Origin of the sequence: Leptospira interrogans, assembly GCF_900156205.1 — a bacterium.
GTDB classification, from domain to species: domain Bacteria; phylum Spirochaetota; class Leptospiria; order Leptospirales; family Leptospiraceae; genus Leptospira; species Leptospira interrogans.
On the sequence record NZ_FTNA01000015.1, the window covers coordinates 69,040 to 89,208 of the forward strand.

The window sequence follows — 20,169 nt, forward strand, 5'->3', positions numbered from 1 at the left end:
CCGATTAACAAAACTGCTTTAATTGCCCGTTTCCATAAAATAGAAACAGATGGAGAATTAATTTTTCAACAATTCTATTATAACTGTTGGTGGTAGTTCCCACATTACAAAGTTTTATGGTAAAATATGGATTGTGAGAGTTCCCACATTTATTTTTTACAGAAAGATCAAGTTGTTGTGAAATAAATCTCTTACATCAAACTCACGTTAAATTACTAAGTTTGTCCTAAAACCTCAAAGAAATTTTACGCTATAATTTAATTCTTTAGAAATTTTTAATAGAATGCAGTAGTTCCTACAACTTAGGTCGCATTTGGTAATTTGCTAACTTTCGATTAGTTCTAATATCGTTTAGTTTTTGTATTGGCTTCCATATTTTTGTGAAACTCAATTTCACGGTCGTTCGAAAAACTAGACAAACAGGGTTGGTGGAAATTCAGCGTCTCATTTCAATGGGTGCTCGAAGTAACTCAGCAAACACTTTTCTAAGGGTAGGTTTTGGACAAGCTTTAAACTAAAAATTCTAATATAATAAATACTGCAATTTTACTATTCGGACGTATGGAAATAGTTCCCAAAATTAAAGATCAATCTTACAAAGATGCAGAGTTCCCAAAAATCACGCTCGACTTAATTTGGATTTTTTTTATAAATCCAATAACCTAAAATTCCGGACCAAATCGTAGATAAAATCAGGCCTCCAGTTTCTCTTGTGACTTCGTCGTCAAAAGAAAAGTTTGGGATCAGCGTTGCGGCGAATATTGTTCCGGCAAGAAAAAGAACGGAAAGAACCCAAGAGACGTGAAACCAAATTTTCATTTTTGTTGGATATATTATGAAACCTGCATATAGTACAACAACACTCATGTAAATTGAAATCCAAAGCCAAGGATCGGGATCGTTCCATTGAAGTCCCGCAAACACAAGCCAGATTAAAATTGTTAGGATTGAAAAAAATTTCATGATTCGTAAATCCATTTTAGTTCGTAAAGATCTTTTCTTCGATTGGAAAGATTGCGAACAGAACCTTTTTTACGAAGTTCTTTTAAAAGGTCCAGATCTAAATCAGCAATCAAAGTCATTTCGGTATTGGGAACGGATTCGGCGGCAACACAGTCGTGAGGAAAAGCAAAATCGGAAGGAGTGAAAACTGCAGACTGAGCATATTGAATGTCCATATTTTCCACGTGAGGAAGAGCACCAACGGAACCAGAAATAACCACATAACATTCGTTTTCGATGGCTCTTGCCATTGCACAATGTCTGACTCGATTATAACCGTTTTTAGTATCCGTATAAAACGGAACGAAAAGAATATCCATTCCTTGATCCGCCAAAAATCTGGGAAGTTCTGGAAATTCTACGTCAAAGCAGATGAGAATTCCTATTTTACAGGCGTCCGTATTAAATACGGAAAGGTTGTATCCGCCTTTAACACCCCAATAAAAATCTTCGTCTGGCGTAATATGAAGTTTATATTGTTCTTCATAGGTGCCGTCTCTTCTACATAGATAGGAAACGTTATGAAGTGTATTGTCTCTGTATTCAGGCATACTACCAGAAATGATATTCACGTTGTATGAAACTGCAAGTTCTACCATTTTTTCGATGATGTTTTCGGTATGGCTAGAAAGTGCTCGCATTGCATCCGAAGGACTTCTGTCGTTGTATCTTGCAAGCAAAGACGCATTAAAAAATTCAGGAAATAATACGAAGTCAACGTTGTAACCTGCGACTGTATCTACGAAAAATTCCACCTGATGCATCAATTCTTCGATTCCCGCAACTGGACGCATCTGCATCTGAACCACTCCTACTCGAACGACGGTTTTTTGTCCTCCGATCAAAGTGATTTCTTCTTTTTCATAATATATATTCAACCATTCTAATAGAACCGCATAAGAACTATAACCTTTCGTATTTCCGAAATATCCACGTTTCAGTTTGCGAACGTGAAATCCGTTTGCTAATTGAAAAGAAAGAACCGGATCGTAAATTTCCTTGTCTCTTACCTTTTCGATATATTGGGCTGGAGTCATGGAATCTTCGTAGTTTTCGTATCCGGGCATCCAGGCTCCGACAACGATTCTTTCTAAATTTAATTTTTCACAGAGTTCTTTTCTTGCGTCGTATAATCTTCTACCGAGACGCAAACCTCTGTATTCCGGATGAACGAATATATCTACTCCGTAAAGAGAATCTCCGTTTTCGTTGTGGTTTTTAAGATCTCCCTTTCCTACAATTTCTTCGTAAGTGTGATTGTCTCCGTAATCAGACCACTTGACGATTTGACTGATTGCGGCACCTACTACTTTGCCGTTGTCTTCGATACAAATTTGTCCTTCGGGAAACTTTGTGATCTGAGAAACGAATTGATTTTTTTTCCAAGCACCGTCAAACTCCGGGAAGACGATGTCCATGATCTCTTTTACGTCTGCGTAGTCGTCTAAAGTGAGACTTCGCATAACAATTCTATGTTCGGATTGTATTTTCTTTTTTCTTTTACTTGGTTTTTTGCCGCTGGAGCCGTTCGGGGAAATCATTAGAATACTTTGCCCGGATTCATGATGTTTTTAGGATCCATTGATTTTTTAATTTCTTTCATCAAAATGATTTCAGCTTGTGTTCTGGAAAAATGGAGAAAGTCTTTTTTTAAAAGACCGATTCCGTGTTCGGCGCTGATCGATCCATGATATTTTTGTAATAAACGAAACATATCCGGGTCCACTTCCTTACATTTTTTAAAAAAATCTTCGTTAGAAAGATCTTTCGGTTTTATTATGTTTAAATGAAGATTCCCGTCTCCTACATGACCAAAAAGAGCAATTTCGAATCCTGGATATTTTCCGTTTAACAGCGATTTCATGTCTACAAGAAACGGTTCCATGTTTCTCAAAGGAAGAGAGATATCATTTTTATGAACCGTATATTCTATAGAAATACTTTCGCTGATCCCTTCTCTATATTTCCAAAAAGTTTCGGATTGTCTTGAATTCTGTGCTAGGCTTCCGTCTACGATCAGACCCTTTTCCGTAATCGTTTCCAAAAAACCGAATAGTTTTTCGTCGTCGGATTCGTCTGCAATTTCAAATTCCATTAAAACGTAATATGGACTTGGAGATTGAAACGGATCTGGAATTCCAAGGTGAGATTTAACTTTTCCGAGACAGTATTCCGTAAAAAATTCAAACGCGAGTAGTGGAACTTTGACAAGATGAGTTTCTTGAAATAAGGAAAGAATAGATGCGAAATCAGAAACCGCGACGAGTAAAACCCGACTATCCAGAGGTTTTGTGGTCAATTTAAGAGTTGCTTCCGTAATGACGCCTAACGTTCCTTCTGAGCCGATAAATAGTTGTTTAAGATCGTATCCGGTATTGTTTTTGAGAACTTCTCCGTTAAACTCTAAAATTTCTCCAGTTCCGGTAACTACCGTAAGTCCTAAAACCCATTGGCGAATCAATCCGTAATGAACGACCCTAACGCCACCTGCGTTAGTCGCTATGTTTCCTCCGATTTGAGAAGAGCCTGTCGATGCAAAATCTACCGGAAAATAGAAATTTTTTTCTTCCGCTTCTTTGTGAAGATTTTTAGTGATCATTCCCGCCTGTACTTTGATACTTCCAAAAAAAGGATCAAAGTCTAAAACCTTGTCCATTTTGGAAAGAGAAAGCACTAATTCCTTGTTTTTGGCGATCGCTCCGCCTGCGTATCCGGTTCTTCCTCCAGAAGGAACGATTGAAATTTCGTTTTCGTATGCGTATTTTATAATTTTTGCAACTTCCTCCGTTGTTGTAGGAAAGGCGAGAATATTGAAGTCTGGTTGGTAGACCTTGGTTCTATCCGTTCCGAAAGAAAGAAAGGTAGTTTCGTCAAACTCTGGATCGTCTCTGAAAAATATTTTTCCGGGTCCAATAAGGGATTTAAGTTCGGATTTGTTGATTGTAAAATTTGTAGTCATACTCATTTTTAAAGTTTTATTCCGCAAATGTCATTCTTTCGATTTGAGAATCTACGGGTTTTTCATCTTTTTCTAATATTTTCTTTACGTAATGTCCGTCTGGGCGCAAAAACCGAGCTTTTACGTTGTCTCGTAATTGTACATCTAAGATCTTTTTGATTCGTTCTTTATTTTTACTTTCTATAATTGGAAAAAGAACTTCTATTCTTCTTTCAAAATTTCTAGGCATACAATCCGCAGACGCAAGAAAAACAGATTCGAAACCTCCCGAATGAAAGTAATAGATTCTAGTATGTTCCAAAAATCTTCCGACGATTGATAACACGGTAATGTTTTCAGAAATCCCTTTTAGTCCCGGTTTGAGACAACAGATTCCCCGGATGATCAGGTCTACTTTTACTCCGGCTTGGCTTGCCTTATATAAGGAAAGTATAATATGTGGGTCCACAAGGGAATTCATTTTAAAAATGATCCTTGCCGGTTTTCCCGAAAGTGCGTTTTCTTTTTCTTTGTCGATCAAAGAAATGAAGGTGGATTTTAGATTATGCGGAGAAGCGGATAAAAGGTTTAAAGTTGGCATCTTAGCGTAACTAGTGATCGTGTTAAAGATTGTAGCTACGTCTTCCGTGATCTGTTTATTTACCGTAAAAAAACTGAGATCGGTATAGTATTTGGAAGTGGTGGAATTATAATTACCGGTTCCAAGATGCACATAACGCACTAGATGATCATCTTCCTTTCTAACGATCATAAGCATTTTACAATGAATTTTTAGTCCAACTACTCCGTAAACTACGTGAACTCCTCTCGCTTCAAGTTTTTGAGCCCACTTGATATTTCTTTCTTCGTCAAAACGAGCTTTGAGTTCTACAAGAACGGTTACTTGTTTTCCGTTCTCCGCCGCTTCTCCTAAATATTGTATGATAGGAGAATCTCCGCTTGTACGATAAAGTGTCATCTTGATTCCTAAAACTTTAGGATCTTCGGAAGAAATTCGTAACAGATCTTCAATGGCAGAAAAAGATTGATATGGATGATGAAGTAGTCTGTCTTTCTTTTTGATCGCCTCGAAAATTTTTTCTGGAGTTTCGAACTTAAGAGTGGTCTTTTGTTGGAAAAAAGGATATTTGAGTTTAGAAGTGTGATCCAATCCGTAAAAAAACATTGCGTCGTTTATATTCAAAATAGAGGCAACGTCGAATACTTCGTTATCTTGTAATTCTAAAAGTTCTCTCAAGGTGTTTTTAATAAAAGGTGATGTGCCTTGGTGTATATCCATCCGAACCGCATCTCCCCAGATTCGGTTTCTAAGTTCGTCTTTCATCGTAATGAGTAGGTCTTTGACGGATTTTTCCTCGTCGATGGATATGTCTGCGTCTCTTATGATTCTAAACGGATAAATTTCTCTTACGGTCATTCCGTAAAAAAGATCGTCTACGTGCAGTTTGATGATTTCTTCCAATGGAAAAAATCTTCTTTCTTCTCCTTTTCCTTTGAGTTGCAAAAATCTTGGAAGTACAGAAGGCACTTGTACGACAGCGAACAAATCTTTTTTTCCTCCGGTTTTTTCATCGTCTGTACTTAATACCATCGCAAGGTTTAAGGATTTGTTAAGTATATGTGGGAAAGGATGAGCCGTGTCGATTGCAAGAGGAGTAAGAATTGGAGATACGTCTTCCTGATAATAGTTTTGAATCTGTTTAATTTCTTCTATCGTTAGTTCTTCTGGATTGAGTATCAAATGAATTCCGGCTACTTTCAATTCTTCTAATGTTCTGGCAAAGGTTTCATATTCTTCCCTTACAAAAACTCTGACTTTATCTGATAAGTCGGATAAAATTTCGGACGCGCTGTCTCCGTTTAAACTTCTTTCGTCGTTTCCTTCTTTTACTAGGTTACGAAGTCCGGCGACTCGAACCATATAAAATTCGTCTAAATTGGTTTCGGTTATACTTAAGAATTTCAGTCTTTCCAAAAGTGGATTTTCGGGATCATTAGCTTCTTCCAATACTCGCCGATTGAAATCGATCCAAGAAAGTTCCCGGTCAAAAAATATATTTGGGTTGTTTAAATGAATTTCCGGTTGGCTTCCGTTGGAAGATTCGTTTTGATTTGTTATTGCCGGAGTTTGGCCTTGTACTTTGGATTTTGACATTCGATACCTGAAAATTTTTAAAAGCCCCGAAGTGTTTCAAGTTTTGTCGGGGGATTTCTATTCCTGTTTAAACCTGCTTTATCGGGAGTCAAATGATTCTATGGATATTTTGATGAACTGATTCATCTTCCTTTTATATTAGACGGAAAGAGACATAGAATCCTAGCTTTGTGGTAAGTTCTGCATAAAATTGCTTAGTTCCGACTTTTTGAAAAGATTGGTCGTTTGAAAACTAGGAATTGTTTCTTATTTCATGAACTTGAATTCTATTTTGGGAATTATTTATGAAGGTTCATTTTTCCGTGAAAATAGGATCGAGTGTGGGAACTCCAATTTTGGAATTTTTTACTTCCGATTCCAATCAGTATTTGCAATACAGAAATCGAAAGTAATCGCAGTAGTTCCCACATTTTTTAGTTTTTTGGAAAAGCACGAGTTTATAAAAGATAGTGATCTTCAAAACAAAATGTATGACTTCTTTATAGAAGTTTTGTAAAAATTGAAGTATGATCACGACGATTTGATTTGTGACCCATGAGGAGTGAGCCACAAAGAAGTGAAGGTTCTTTGCAAAGTAAAGAAATAACGACCCATCACCTTACCTACAAGTATTTGGATCTCAATATAAATCTGTCGGAATTACGACAAATCCTCTGTAAAACTTAGCCCACCCCACAACGCGACCCATAGGAAAGCGTTGTGCTGAGTTTTCCCTATTTTTGGGTGAGGGAGGAGGTGGAAAAGTTTTCTTTATCAGAAAAACATACTTTTTGCAAGTAAAAAGACTCATTCTTGTCGGAACACTTGAAAAATATGCCTTTTTGAGCCCAGAACGGCGATCCATAGAAAGCCCGTTCTGTTGAGTTCATTTTGATTCTAAAATCCTATTCAACTTGTGGGGTTGGTGATGATAGAGAGCATTTTACTGAATTCACGACGCGGTACGTTTTAGTTTTACAAAAATGTGGGAACTCATACAAAAACTATAATAGAGTTGTTGAAAAATTCTATAGTGGAGTTTAACAAAACTACTTCAATCGACAGTTTCCATACAACGGAAATCGATGGCGAATTAATTTTTCAAAAACTCTAATAACAAAAGGATTTTAAAAAGCTTATAAATTATAGGGTATAGCGATTATTGTGGGAACTACCACATTTTATTGAAAATTCAAAAATGATTCATTCTAAGAATTGAAGGCAAACTCTTTATAGAGATCAGTAATAGTAAAATTATATTCATTTGTTATCTTTCAACAACCCAGGTCTTGATGATTTCAATATCGTTGATCACTTGAATTCTATAATTGCCGGTCATCTGTTCTGGAAATAAATTCCAGTCGAGGTAAAATATCGAAGACTTCCATTCGGGTTGAAGAATCCAATCGATTCTTTTACAAACAAAATTTGGATTACATACTTCCACCTTTAAATCATATTTTCCAGGTTTTTTTACTTCGAGCGCGAGAATCGCTCGTTTTTGAGGATTCAATTTTTCTTCGCAGTCCAAGAGTTTTTTTTGAACTAGATCAGAACAAATCTTTAGATCTTCTTCAAAGAAAATTTTTCCTGCGGGTAGAACTTTAGAAGGATTCCAATAGACGGTTCCGGTTTTGAGTTCGTCTAACACTCCTTCGTCGGTCTCGAAAGAAGTGGGAAAAGATTCTAAGGTTTGAAAGTCAATCGATGGTCTTAAAACGTGAAAGTGTAAGTGAGGGGCGCTGCTAAAACCTGTGTTTCCGGAAAGAGCAATTTTGTCCCCAGTCTGAATGATTTGTCCTATCTGAACAAATACACTTTTGTATTTTAAATGAGCGTATTCTGCTATACTTCCGTCTTTATGAAGAATCTGGATGAAGTTTGCTTTATCTTTAAAGGATGGATGGATTCCGCCGGATTGATATTTGTCTTCTTTGGCGATTACAAGACCACCCTTTGCCGCTAAAACAGAACTTCCTTCCGGAAGAACGAAATCGAGTGCGTAGGGAATTGTTCCGGCATGGGTGAACTTTCCTTTGTAACCTTGTCCAACTCTGGAAGTGGATTCGAAAGGTAAACGATAAGGAATCATATTTTCTTTGGGGGCGTTGTTGTCTCCTGCTCTTACGTAAATTTGAGAACTGTAAGAACTTGATTTATAAATGTCGATCGGACTGATTGTAAGAATCTTTTTCGGTTCTGAACTACCTCTGGAAATAAAACGATAAGGAAGAGTAACGTCGGATTCAAAATTTTCTAAACTCGTAAAGTAGAAGTTCACTGAGAATGGATATTCTCCGGAAGGAGTTCGGTTTTGAACGTAGAATTCTATTTTATTATTTTCATTTCGTGTGAGAATACAGATCCATTCTTTGGGTTTGCATTCTCCTTTTAAATCTGGAATATCCGCAGATAGATTATAAGAAGTGAATGAAATAAAAATGAAAATGATATTTCGCATCTCGTTTCATCTTTTTCTAAAAGATATAAGAACCTGTCTCAAAAGTAACTCAATGGCACTGCTCACTATGAATCGCAGCGCCAGGGACAGAACCTTGCAGCTTGATCTTTCTGATAAAGAAGAATTAAATTTTCGGATGTGCTGTAAATTAGAAAATAAGTTTTTTACTAGTATCCATAGTTCATTTGATTTTTACTATTCGAACGTATGAAAAAAATACTACTATTAGTTTGTTTCAAAAGTTAGAATAGGCACAAACCTACTTTAAAAACGGCCAACAATTCCAGATTAGACGTAATTTTTGAGAACTTCCGTATTTTTGTAAAATCGATGGTTCATTTTGAATACCATTTTTATGTGTCTGAGTAGTGTACCTTTATATTTGTAAGATTTTATTTTTCATTAGAGTTGTTGAAAAATTCCATAATTTTCTATTACTCAGAATTATATAATAAGTGTCCCAATATTTAGGTTTGAACAGGTTTTATGATAAAAATTTACGGGTTATTTATTAGGAATTGTTAATAAAAAGGAAACCGAAAGGCATTCATTAACATTGAGTTCGGTGTAAGAAAATTTTTCTAAAAGAATAGTTCCTACAATTTTAGAATTTGTTCGTAAAATCGTGATTTGCTGTAGTTCCTACATCATTTTACAGATAAACCTAAGTTTTGTGGTAGTTCCCACATCTCAAAGTTTTACTGTAAAATATAGATTTGTGATAGTTCCCACAGATTAAGTCACATAATAAATTTTAAACATTCATTTTTTATGGAAAAATCAGGTTTTTATAAACACCTTACGCTGAACTCACGTTAATTAGAGTTGTTAAAAAATTCCATAGTGGAGATTGACAAAACTGCTTCAATCAATCGTTTTCATACAGCGGAAACCAATGGTAAATTCATTAGAGTTGTTGAAAAATTCCATAACAACAATTAACAAAACGCTTCAATCGGCCGTTTCCATATAACGAAAACCCATAGAGAATTAATTTTTCAACAATTCTATTTTTCAATAAATCTAATTTTAAAAAACTCCAATGATTCTGAAAAAGTTATATTCTTTTTCAAAAAATTGTTTGGAGGACTCTATATAACATTAAAATATTATTCTTTAATATATTATAAAAATCGAATTAATATTCCCGCGCAGGCAGCCCCGCTTAAAGGAGCGAATACAGGCAACCAAGCGTATTTCCAATTGGAGGTTCCTTTTCCTGCTATGGGTAAAATAAAATGGGCAATTCTTGGTCCTAAATCTCTGGCCGGATTGATTGCATAACCGGTCGTTCCTCCCATGGAAAGACCGATACTCCAAACAAGAATTCCTACTAAAAAAGTCCCAAAATGAACGCTTAAACCTTGTAGTTTGGGTGAGAAAATAGAAACGATTCCCAAGATGAGTAAAAAGGTTCCTAAAAACTCGCTGAAAAAATTATAAACGTTATGCGAAATTGCTGGTTCGGTGGAGAACACGGCTAGAATTTTTCCCGGATCTTTGGTTTCTTTCCAATGCGGTAGATAGTGCAGGTAATTGAAAACGGCTCCTAAAAACGCTCCTGCAATTTGTGCGGGAATATAAAATATCAATTTAGTGTAATCTCCGGATTGGATTGCAAACGCAAGCGTCACGGCGGGATTGAGATGTGCGTCTAAACTTCCAAATGCGTTGGAAACAAAAACTCCGATCATCACCGCAAAGGCCCAGCCTGCCGTAATTACGATCCAGCCTCCATCTTTGGATTTACTTTTTTCAAGCAAAACCCCGGCTACAACTCCGTTTCCCAAAAGAATCAATACAAAAGTTCCTAAAAATTCTCCTAAAATAGGCGATCCCATCCTTCCCCCTAACTCTAATGATCGAAACTAAAACCCAGACAAGGTTCTGAAATTCTATTTTTACTCAACAAAAATACCTAAAAATGGCTGTTTAAAAGATTTTATAAGATTGTGAAGGAGCGAGAACTTTACCTCAAAACTTTCAATGTAGGAACTGATACATTGCGAATAAGTTTTTCTAAAACCAAAATTGCTCTAAAAAGAGACATAATTTGTAGGAACTCATACGAAAATTTACCAATGAAAAAACGGTTCAAAGAGGGGGGTAAATTATAGAATGTAATGATTTTTGTGGGAACTCCCACTGCGATTGAAAGACAGAAAGTTTTTCAAAAAGCCCAGTAAAGTTGAAATGAGACTAAATCTGTGGGAACTACTGCAAATTTGAAATTTTACGTTGAGATTTAAAAATGTCGCAACTCCGGAATTTTATTAGAAACTTCTAAAGAAGTATTGGGGCAAACTCTGATAAAACGACTCGGAATATTTGAGTATTCCTACTGGTTTCTACATTGAATTTTTTCAATTTCCCTTATCTTTTTTCTGAATCGACCGATTAAGAATGTAGGAGGACAAGATGCCCGCGTTTACGATTCCAGGACTTAGTTCCGGACAAGATACAAATTTGATCGTAAAAAAATTAGTGGAATTGGAAGCAAAACCAATCCGTAGACTTGAACAACAGAATTCGTTTAACAAAGCTCAGTCGAAAGCGTGGAATGACCTCAAAACGGTAACAACCGATCTACAAGAAAAAACAAGAGCACTTATTTCTTTTACGGCTCCATTTGCGATGAAAAGTATCGTTTCCGAACCAGAAGGGATTATTAGTGGAGACGCTTCTCGTTCCGCAAGTTCCGGTAAACGTAGGATCGAAATTAAAGAACTTGCAACTTCTCACCAAATCTCAGGAGAAAAGACAGACGTAAACAAACAGATTCCCGCTGGAAAATTTAAAATTTTTTCCGGAGATTCCGAAAAAGAAATAGAATTTTCAGGAGGAACGATTCGGGATCTTGCTTCTTCGATAAAAGTTTCCGCAGCAGGACTTGTAAACACCGGACTTGTCAAAGTGGACGGAGATAATTACGTTCTTACTTTAACGGCGACTTTTTCCGGAAAAGATCGTAAACTAAAGTTCGAAGATTCAAACGGAGTTTTACAAGCAGCCAATCTTGTAGGTGCAACTGAACCCGCAGATCCTCCTAAAGAGTTGAATTTTCTTCCCGAAAAAGATCAGATCCAAATTTTTCAACCTGAAAAATACGGAATCTCTTCCGATTCTAAACCCGTTTTTAAAGAAGAAAGTGGTAAGAAGTGGATGGAAATTGCGAGCGTTGCTTCGTTTCAATTTGGAATTCCTACTACCGAGTTTAAAAAAAACACAAAAATTGAACTTGCCACTTCTACCGAATTTGCACCGGAAGAAAAAATAGAATTAGGAATTCTTTATAAAGAAAATGATAAGGAAAAAATGATCTTTGAAACCGCTTCCAAAGAGAATGGAAAAGTGGTTCTCAATTTAAAAAATTTTCCCTCTGGTCAAAAGGTTCATAAAATACTTTTAGCGAATTCGAGTGGTAAAACCATTATATTAGATTCTTTTCATATAATAATTCCAGGAGAATTTAAAGGAGCTAAACCTTCCAAAGAAATTGCCGAGGCCAAGGACGCGGTTTTTTTAGTAGATGGGATCGAAGTTAATCGTCCTAAAAACGAAGGGCTTACAGACGTTTTAGATGGGGTTTCTCTCAATCTTCATAAAAAAACAGAAGGGCCCGTAAACATAGATATAAAAACGGATTCCGATAAAGGTATAGAGATGATCAAGGAGTTCGTGGCTGCTTATAACACTGTATTAAAATTTTCTAAAGAATCCACCGCCGTGGACAAGAATTCTACCGTTCGGGATGGAAAGGAAGAAGGTGGAGAAATTGGGCAAAGTTTTTGGGAAGGAAAAACTAAAACGGGACTTTTATCCGGAGAACACACAGTGATTCGATTGATCGCTGGAATGAAAACAGTTGCGAGCTCATCCTATCCGGTAAGCGGAGAAAATTCTGTCAGAATGTTAAGCGACATCGGTATTAATACCGGTAAGGTGGGAAGTAAATGGGCCGATATACAAGACGGTTTTTTGATCTTGGATGAAGATAAGTTACGTTCTAAACTTGCCGAAAATCCGGATTCTGTCAGAAATCTTTTTGCGATCGATACAAATTCGGATGCAAGGATGGATACTGGAGTTGGGGTAGATTTATTAGAACATATTAAACCTTACACTCAGTATGCGGGAGGGCTTGTTTCTGGAAAAGTGAAAATGCTCGAGGAACAGGTTGCTGATAATAACAAGAAGATTAAAGAATTTGAAAATCATCTTGTAAGTTACGAGAAAAAATTGAAATCCAAGTTTCTCTATATGGAACAAGGAGTCGGTAAGAACAAAGCCGTAGGCGCTTATTTGAACAACAATCTAAAAGGCGCTAGAAACGAGTGATAGAGTAGGAGAATGAAATGGAAATTTATATCAACGAACATCTCATAGATAGTTCTCTTGAAAACGAAAAAAAGTTAGGCGAAGTTTTCGGAGAAGTCAACAAATGGGTCGAATCAAAAGGTAAATATCTTCTAAGTTGCACCGTAGACGGGGTAGAATTTCAAACTTCTATTATGAATGATCAAGAAATAGAATCAGTTGCCAAGATGGAATTTTTTGTGGGAGAAGAGATGGACTTTCTCGTTTCCACACTAACCGAGTTGGATTTATACGTGGATAAGGTTGGTTCTACTTTATTTGGAAGAGATTCTTTGACCGAAAAAGAATCCCGAGAACTATCAGACGGAATTAAATGGATCGGTAGCGTTTTAGATTCCGCTTCTAACTTATTACACCTCAAACTAGATCAGATCAAGCCGATGGGAACCGGAAATACTGTATCACAAATTCTGGCTGAGATTTCGTCTAACTGTGGTAGCTTGGATAACACTGAAACCATCGAAAACTTTTTAGAACATCTAAGAGATCTGAAACTTTTTATCATGGATTTGATTGCTCGGACTCAAGTTTTGGATTTAGATCTGCCAACTCTAAAAGAAATTTTGAATACGTTTATAGAGAACATAGGTGGACTTAAAGAGGCTTTTGTAAAAGTAAATGAATCGTATCAATCTGGAAAGGACGAAGTAGCAATCGAGCTACTGACTCAATCCATTTCACAAATCAACGTGTTGTTGACTTCGTTTATCACTTTGAAGTTGAAAAAACCGGATTTAGATTTTTCAGAGATTGAAATTAATGGAATTGGTTTCGAAGAAAAAACCGGAGAATTAAACGAAATTTTGGCTTCGATTGCGGTCGCATTAGAAGAGAAGGATATTATCCGTGCAGGAGATTCGATTGAGTATGAACTTCCTGGAACGTTAGACGAAATACTTCCATTTCTAAAATTAATTCGGGAAAAAATTTCTTAAAATAACAAACGACACGTAGTTTATTGATTGCGATGTTACTCGTAACTCTACTCCGTTGTTTTTCGATTCAGGAGCATGGTGTAGAAACAAATAATTGGGGGCATCCATATATAGGTACACAAATTTCTATAACAAGTTTTCCGTGTCTTGTGGAACTTTCCTCTATTCTTTTTTACATTCCTGTGCCTTTTGTCATTCTCAATGTACCCTTGTCGTTTATCGTGGATACGATTTTATTGTCGGGGGATTTAGTGATCAAACCGGAAAGAAAAAGACCAACAATGGATAATTACTATTGCGATACACTATAAAGCATAGTAGAGTTGTTGAAAAATTCCATAGCGACGATTAACAAAACTGCTTCAATTGCCGGTTTCCATAAAATAGAAACAGATGAAGAATTAATTTTTCAACAATTCTAATTTGTTTTGTATAGAATTTTAAAAAATTAAAATATTAAGATTCATTTATGTTCTGTTTTGAATTCAGGAAAGTTTAGGTGAGTTCGTCCTTGGTTTTGCTCAAGGTTTAGGCGTGCGCTTTTTGCTCTAATCAAACCCTTGACGGAACATTAAAAGAAAATAAACTTTTGAGATCGCAATTGATTGGTTCTGCTGCAATTCCCTTCATATCGATTATAACGAATTTACGCTAAAATACTTCTAAACAAAAAATCGTAACGTCGTCTGAAATTTCTCCATCCCCGTAAGAACTGGAATACGAAAGAATCGAACGGATCATAGAATTTGTGTCTTCTACGACCAAAGATCTGATTGCTTCGAGGAATTGGTATTGGCTTAGAGGATTTCCTTCTCTGTTTTTTACCTGAAACAAACCATCTGAATATAAAAGAATTCTGTCCCCTTTTTTTAGATAGAGTTCATATCTTCGGAGGTAGGGAATAGGTGTTGTAAATAGAATTTCTCCAGAACCTTCTACTGGAATACAAATTTTGTTTCGGATCAATAAAGCACAATGATGTCCTCCATAAGTATATTCTAATTTTCTTTCATATGGAATATATCTCATATACACAGAAGAGAAGGAATGAAGTGTGATCGTATCTTTTAAAAGTTCGTGTATAAAAAGAAGGTTTTTATCGGTGGAATCGCTTCTTTTGGTTGTAGCACCGAAAGCAATCGAGGTCATAGCGGCTACCATGGCCGCAGAGATTCCATGCCCGGAAACGTCTCCAAAAAGTATGTGAAGACTTTCATCTTTTTCTTTGATTACATTTAAAATATCTCCACCCACTTTTATGTAAGGTTGAAAGTAGGAATAGAGTTTATAATCCGAAGAATCCGGAAAGTTTCGAGAGGTAATCATCTGTTGGATGTCTCTTGCAAGATCTAAATCTAGTTCTAACCTATATAATAACTTTCTAATTTTATCGAGAGAGTCTTTTTTTTCGGTAATGTCTCTGAGTATATATACCTTCCCGTCGTTTTTTCCAGAAAGAGAAATCGGAGAAGAGGAAACTTCAAGATATTTATTTTCTATAATTTCGGACGGATGGTTTTCGATTTTTACGGTAAGATTGATAAATTCTTTTCTTTCAAAAAAGGAGTCGGAAGGGAATCCTTCCAGATAATCGCTTAGATTGAAATTTGATCCTGTAGATACGTTATCCGAAATTCCTAACATTTTTTTTGCGGATAAATTACTAAAGATAAGATTTCCTTTAGAAGAAAGAAGGATCACTCCTTCCCTGATTTCTGCATAAAGTTGTAATGCAATATGTTCCAATTTGAGATCCATAAAACCGTATTTACGGATCGCTATAAAAATACAGATCGATTGAATGAGAGCCGAACTTCCGCTTAACGGAGGAAATGTAAGCGAAGCGTTCCAATATCTAGGAAGGAGTGTAGTAATAAAACTAATTAGATACGAAAATATCGTTCCGTAGGCGACTAGTCTAAATTGTTTATTTAAAAGTGCATTGTGGGAGCGTAGTCCGTTAAAAATTAAAATCAAAGAACCGGTTAACGTAGGAATTCCAGTTACTAAAATACTAATGGGAAGATATAAGGGGCCGGCTTGAATCATGTCTCCCCAGTAAGCGCGAATAATACCTTGAACTACTAAATCGGTGCTGATCGTTATGAGAAATGAAACTAAACACAAACCTCTAAATAGGTATATTAGAAATTGAAATGAAGAGTTTGAGAATCGAACCGCAAATTCAAAAAATAGACAACCTATAAAAATCCAAGAAAAGGAAGACACTTTGAAAATGATTATAGGCCAGTCGTTTGGTAAGAAAGACCAATAAAGAATGAGAGAAATGTGCCAGATAAAAAGTATAAAAGAAAATCTTTGGTAGAGAGTAACCGTTTCAGATTTTCCTTTGAGTGCGCTTACATAGGCAAACAATGACCCATTGATGATTAATGCTGAAAAAGGAATCAGAATATATGGATTCATCTTTTAAAGAATCTCCAAAATCAAAATTGTCAAGTCGTCTGTAAGTTTTCCGTTATTAAAGTTGAGGGCTAGATCGATTGCGGTTTTGAGAATTTTGGATGGACTATAAATCGGTATTTCGCTCATCTTTTGTATGAAGTTTTCGTACCCAAATATTTCCCCCGATGCGTTTCTTACTTCGAAAAGACAATCCGAATAGAGAAATACAATATCTCCTTTTTTAAACTGGAAGGTATAATTGTTTAATTCAGTTTCTGATGTAATCAAAAGAATTCTTCCTTCACCTTCTAAGGGAATCACTTTGCCTTCTCTGAAAACTAAAATCGGATGATGTCCTGCATAAGAATATTCTAATATTTTTGTGTTTGGATCGAAAGAAAAATATACTGCGGAAACGTGGTGATTTAATACGGCGTTTAAAAGTAAAGATTGTATTTTTTCCAAAGCTTCCTTTGGGGTTGGATTTGTTTCCACTGCTAACTGAAAAGAAATAGAGAGCATTCCGGTAACCATAGCCGAAGATATTCCGTGACCGGAAACGTCTGCAAAAAAGACGTCTAATTTACCGTCAGAACGTTGTAGGGCTTTCAAAAAATCTCCACCTACAAGTTCGAAAGGTTGAAAGTGAGAGTAAAACTTAAATTTGCGGCTTTCTGGAAACTTAGTAGAAATCGCTGAGGTTTGAGCTATTTTCGCAATTTCTAAATCTTTATTAAATGCAGAATAGATACTTTCTATTTTTTCTCTAGATTCTATTTTTTCGCTGATGTCTCTTAAAATAAAAAGATGACCGTTTCCTTTTCCGGTCAGCTGTATGTTTGATCGAGTAAGTTCAATCCCTCTACAATCGGCGTTAAAAACCGGTTTGTATTCTTTAGAAAAATGATCCAGGTTTTCCTGATAATCCTTTAAAAAATCGGAAGGAAAAAAATGAGAGGGAAGAAAATTAGAAATTCCTAATATTTTTATTGCAGATTCGTTTATAAAAAAAAGAGATCTATCTTGCTCTATCAAAATCATTCCGTCATGAATGTCTCGAAACAATTCTGTCGCCAATCCTTCCACGTTGATTTTTAAAAAGCCGTATCTTGTAATCGCGATAAAAATCAGAAAGGATTGAACTAAAATACCAATTGAAGTTAGAGGTGGAGATAACAATCTTCCTTGATCGTCTATTTGAATGACTTCGTAATAAAGACTTGCTAAGATTAAAAATGTAGAACCGAATAGTACTAGACTAATTTGTTTTTTCTGTTCACCTTCCGAAGTCAGAAGAGATTTCGTTAAAATTCCCAAACCTATAAAGGAGGGAAATGTTATAAAAATGAGAATTACAAAATAATACAAAGGACTGGGCTCATTTTCATTTCCCCAATAATAGTGTGCAGTTCCATGAATGATCCAGTTTGTGAAAAGTGTTATCAAGTATAGGATTGGAATTCCGATTCTGAAGAACCAAAGAAAAATTTCTAAGGAAAAAGTTTTAGATCCTAATAAAGAACGACTTTTTGTAGTTTGAGTTCTTGAATTTAAATTTTGAGAAAAGATATAAACAAATTCTAAATAAAACAAACCAACTGGAAGCCAAGTGATAGAAAGAATTCTAAAAGCCCAAGTCGTCCAAGTTTCGAAAGGAGAGGCCCAATAGAATATATGAGTAAAAAGCCAGGTTTCTAAAATAATCGTATAGAGTAAGTAAGAACGAATAACAGGATTTTTGGTACGTCTTGCATATACGAAAGCTATAAACATAGTGTTCGCAACAAAAGCAATCATCGGAAGAAAAAGATAATAGTTCATGCAAAAAAAATGAATTTGAAAATTTTACCCGCCTCAATGTAAGCTGCGATGATAAATTTAAAACTATAATATTTACTAGTTTATTTAAACTACACTTAAAAATGGGCCGAGTTTTTTCCAATTGTGGATTTTAGAATGTTTCTTGTGAGGATTTCATCTTGTTTGAGTTGGGAAATCAATGTTTCAACGCTTGAAAATTTAATTTCATCTCTGATTTTTTCCTTAAAATAGATTCTCACAGTTTGGTCGTATATATCTTTTTGAAAGTCGAATATATGAGACTCTAGGGTCAACGAATTTATACCGAATGTAGGATTACGACCTATATTGATCATAGAAGGATATTCAATTCCTTCTACCTGAGTAAGACCAGCGTAAACACCGATGCCTGGAAGTAAAATATCCGTATTCGGTTTAACGTTTGCAGTTGGAAACCCGATGTCCCTTCCTCGCTTGTGCCCTCCCACTACAATTCCGGATATAGAGTAACTACGATTCAAACAATGAAAGGCTTCTTTTACGTTACCTTCCGTTATCAATCTTCTTACATACGAACTAGAAAGTTTAGTATCATTTAAGTATACCGGATCTACTTTTTTTACTGAATACTTTAGTTTTTCTGAATATTCTTTTAAAAGTTCGTAATTACCTCTCCTCTGTTTGCCAAAACAATGGTTGAAGCCAATGATAATATTTTTAGCTTTTAATTGTTTAAGTAAAATTTCCTCTAAAAACAATTCCGCATTCATTTCCGCTAATTCGGTGTTAAATGGAAGAACGACTAAAAAATCAATTCCTTTTTGACGAATCCATTCTTCTTTGTCTTCAAGGGACATCAAAATTTTCATTCCAGCTTTTTTTCCGAGTACGATCGCTGGATTTGGATCATAGGTGACTACACAGGAAGAGAGTCCGGTTGTTTGGGAAACTTTTAAAACCTGATCCAAAAGCGCTTGATGTCCCAGATGGATTCCATCAAAATTTCCTAAGGTCACTACGCAAGGGGAATGAATTGTTTTTCCGGCCTGTTCAATTGTATGGAATGTGATCAAATTTTTCCCAATCCTGTCGATACTAGAGTAGATGGTTTTGGCACCGGTTAATACTCGTTTTATTCTGTTTTACTTTTACCAATACGTGGTTTTTACAATCGAAAGAAAATCCGAAATTTAAAAAATTCATCAACTTTGATCATCAAGGAGAAGATGGGGAACCTCTTCGAACGGAAGATTTTAGAACTTATGTCGAACTTTCTACCTGGGCGATTCATAATGGAATGCAATTGGAGAGGGATCGTCCCGATGTTGCTCCCGGTGCTGGGACAGGTATACTTCAAGATGGCCTTTGTAGAATGATTCCAGAAGAAGGGCTTCGTTTTTATTTGACCGCAGACCCGTTCGGTAACGATCCGATTTATGTTCAAATGGATCTAACGCAGTTTACATATACTGAAAGACCAAAGGGGGTTAAACCAAGAGAATTGAAAGTATATATGAACGGAATTTTAAAGACGACGATTCGATTTCCGGGGAATGATATGTATTCTTCTCAATTTCCTGTGAGATTTCGTGTGGATCCGGGAGAGTTGATTCAAGGAAGAATGGATTTTAAACTGGTTCCAAATGCAGGAGAAATCGGTCGTTTCTGGGGAATCTGGGATGTTTTATATACATCTCGCGCGCATAGTAAGCGAGACGTAGCCGGAGATAGCGGAGCGTAGGCTCTTGCCCAGCAATGATCGCGGTGACCCATACAAGGTTTTGTTTAACGTGAGTTTGGTGTAAGAAAAACTAAGAAAATTTTTCTATGAAGTAGTAGTTTCTACATTCGTTTATGGAAATGGTTGATCTTAATTTTTAAATGTAAAAACAGTGGAGTTCCCACATTTCAGAGTTTTACCGTAAAATATAGATTTGTGAGAGTTCCCACAGATTAAGTCCCATGATAAATTTTTAAACATTCATTTTTTGTGATTCAAGTTGGGGAGTTCTACATTTATTTTTTATGGAAAAATCAGGTTTTTATCAAACGAATTCTTGTGAGCTTGTCCTAAAGCCGTCCAATGTGGGAACTA

At 36.0% G+C, this 20,169-nt stretch carries 14 protein-coding genes; 5 read left to right on the top strand and 9 right to left on the bottom strand.

Annotated elements, in window-relative coordinates:
• Nucleotides 1-630 precede the first annotated feature (630 nt).
• The 4 genes from BW942_RS13120 to ppk1 are packed head-to-tail and all read right to left on the bottom strand — an operon-like array spanning nt 631 to nt 6,116.
• Entirely contained in the window at nt 631-978 is a 348-nt protein-coding gene (locus tag BW942_RS13120) for a transmembrane 220 family protein (RefSeq protein WP_000365826.1), read from the bottom strand.
• Nucleotides 960-2,543 carry a bifunctional GNAT family N-acetyltransferase/carbon-nitrogen hydrolase family protein gene (locus BW942_RS13125; protein WP_000625287.1) on the bottom strand — a complete coding sequence of 528 codons (1,584 nt, stop codon included), beginning with the start codon at nt 2,541-2,543 and terminating at the stop codon, nt 960-962. Before BW942_RS13125 ends, BW942_RS13120 begins: the two co-directional genes overlap by 19 nt.
• Nucleotides 2,543-3,967 (bottom strand): FAD-binding oxidoreductase, encoded by a 1,425-nt coding sequence (locus tag BW942_RS13130; protein WP_002086035.1) that lies wholly within the window; start codon nt 3,965-3,967, stop codon nt 2,543-2,545. Before BW942_RS13130 ends, BW942_RS13125 begins: the two co-directional genes overlap by 1 nt.
• Nucleotides 3,968-3,977: 10 nt before the next feature.
• On the bottom strand, nt 3,978-6,116 hold the full coding sequence (gene ppk1 / locus BW942_RS13135; protein ID WP_000045686.1) for a polyphosphate kinase 1: 2,139 nt from the start codon (nt 6,114-6,116) through the stop codon (nt 3,978-3,980).
• A gap of 253 nt (nt 6,117-6,369) precedes the next feature.
• Between ppk1 and BW942_RS13140 the strand changes: the two genes are divergently transcribed.
• Nucleotides 6,370-6,612, top strand: a complete 243-nt coding sequence (locus BW942_RS13140; RefSeq protein WP_001052700.1) for a hypothetical protein — start codon at nt 6,370-6,372, stop codon at nt 6,610-6,612.
• Nucleotides 6,613-7,362: 750 nt separating this feature from the next.
• On the opposite strand, the gene BW942_RS13145 is transcribed toward BW942_RS13140, so the two are convergent.
• The gene (locus tag BW942_RS13145) at nt 7,363-8,556 is read right to left on the bottom strand and encodes a M23 family metallopeptidase (protein ID WP_001244294.1); all 1,194 of its coding nucleotides are present in this window, start codon (nt 8,554-8,556) and stop codon (nt 7,363-7,365) included.
• Between the two features lie 1,124 nt (nt 8,557-9,680).
• Nucleotides 9,681-10,397, bottom strand: coding sequence for an MIP/aquaporin family protein (locus tag BW942_RS13155; protein WP_000535416.1), 717 nt, complete (start codon nt 10,395-10,397; stop codon nt 9,681-9,683).
• Between the two features lie 577 nt (nt 10,398-10,974).
• On the opposite strand from BW942_RS13155, the gene fliD reads away from it, so the two are divergent.
• The 3 genes from fliD to BW942_RS13170 are packed head-to-tail and all read left to right on the top strand — an operon-like array spanning nt 10,975 to nt 14,179.
• Nucleotides 10,975-12,894, top strand: coding sequence for a flagellar filament capping protein FliD (fliD, locus tag BW942_RS13160; protein WP_001110736.1), 1,920 nt, complete (start codon nt 10,975-10,977; stop codon nt 12,892-12,894).
• Nucleotides 12,895-12,911: 17 nt separating this feature from the next.
• Nucleotides 12,912-13,868 (top strand): hypothetical protein, encoded by a 957-nt coding sequence (locus tag BW942_RS13165; RefSeq protein ID WP_000409256.1) that lies wholly within the window; start codon nt 12,912-12,914, stop codon nt 13,866-13,868.
• A gap of 32 nt (nt 13,869-13,900) precedes the next feature.
• Nucleotides 13,901-14,179, top strand: coding sequence for a YceK/YidQ family lipoprotein (locus tag BW942_RS13170; protein WP_000928020.1), 279 nt, complete (start codon nt 13,901-13,903; stop codon nt 14,177-14,179).
• A gap of 340 nt (nt 14,180-14,519) precedes the next feature.
• Here the strand turns inward: BW942_RS13170 and BW942_RS13175 are convergent, their stop codons facing one another.
• The 3 genes from BW942_RS13175 to BW942_RS13185 all read right to left on the bottom strand — a co-directional run bounded on the left by BW942_RS13175 (nt 14,520) and on the right by BW942_RS13185 (nt 19,147).
• The gene (locus tag BW942_RS13175) at nt 14,520-16,295 is read right to left on the bottom strand and encodes a SpoIIE family protein phosphatase (RefSeq protein WP_001070419.1); all 1,776 of its coding nucleotides are present in this window, start codon (nt 16,293-16,295) and stop codon (nt 14,520-14,522) included.
• A gap of 3 nt (nt 16,296-16,298) precedes the next feature.
• Complete coding sequence (locus tag BW942_RS13180) at nt 16,299-18,095, bottom strand: SpoIIE family protein phosphatase (protein ID WP_001110373.1); 1,797 nt, start codon at nt 18,093-18,095, stop codon at nt 16,299-16,301.
• Nucleotides 18,096-18,190: 95 nt separating this feature from the next.
• A complete protein-coding gene (locus BW942_RS13185; RefSeq protein WP_000627565.1) occupies nt 18,191-19,147 on the bottom strand; it encodes a bifunctional riboflavin kinase/FAD synthetase in 957 nt (318 codons plus the stop codon).
• Between the two features lie 50 nt (nt 19,148-19,197).
• On the opposite strand from BW942_RS13185, the gene BW942_RS13190 reads away from it, so the two are divergent.
• Nucleotides 19,198-19,815 carry an LIC10729 family protein gene (locus BW942_RS13190; protein WP_029782584.1) on the top strand — a complete coding sequence of 206 codons (618 nt, stop codon included), beginning with the start codon at nt 19,198-19,200 and terminating at the stop codon, nt 19,813-19,815.
• The last annotated feature ends 354 nt before the right edge of the window (nt 19,816-20,169 follow it).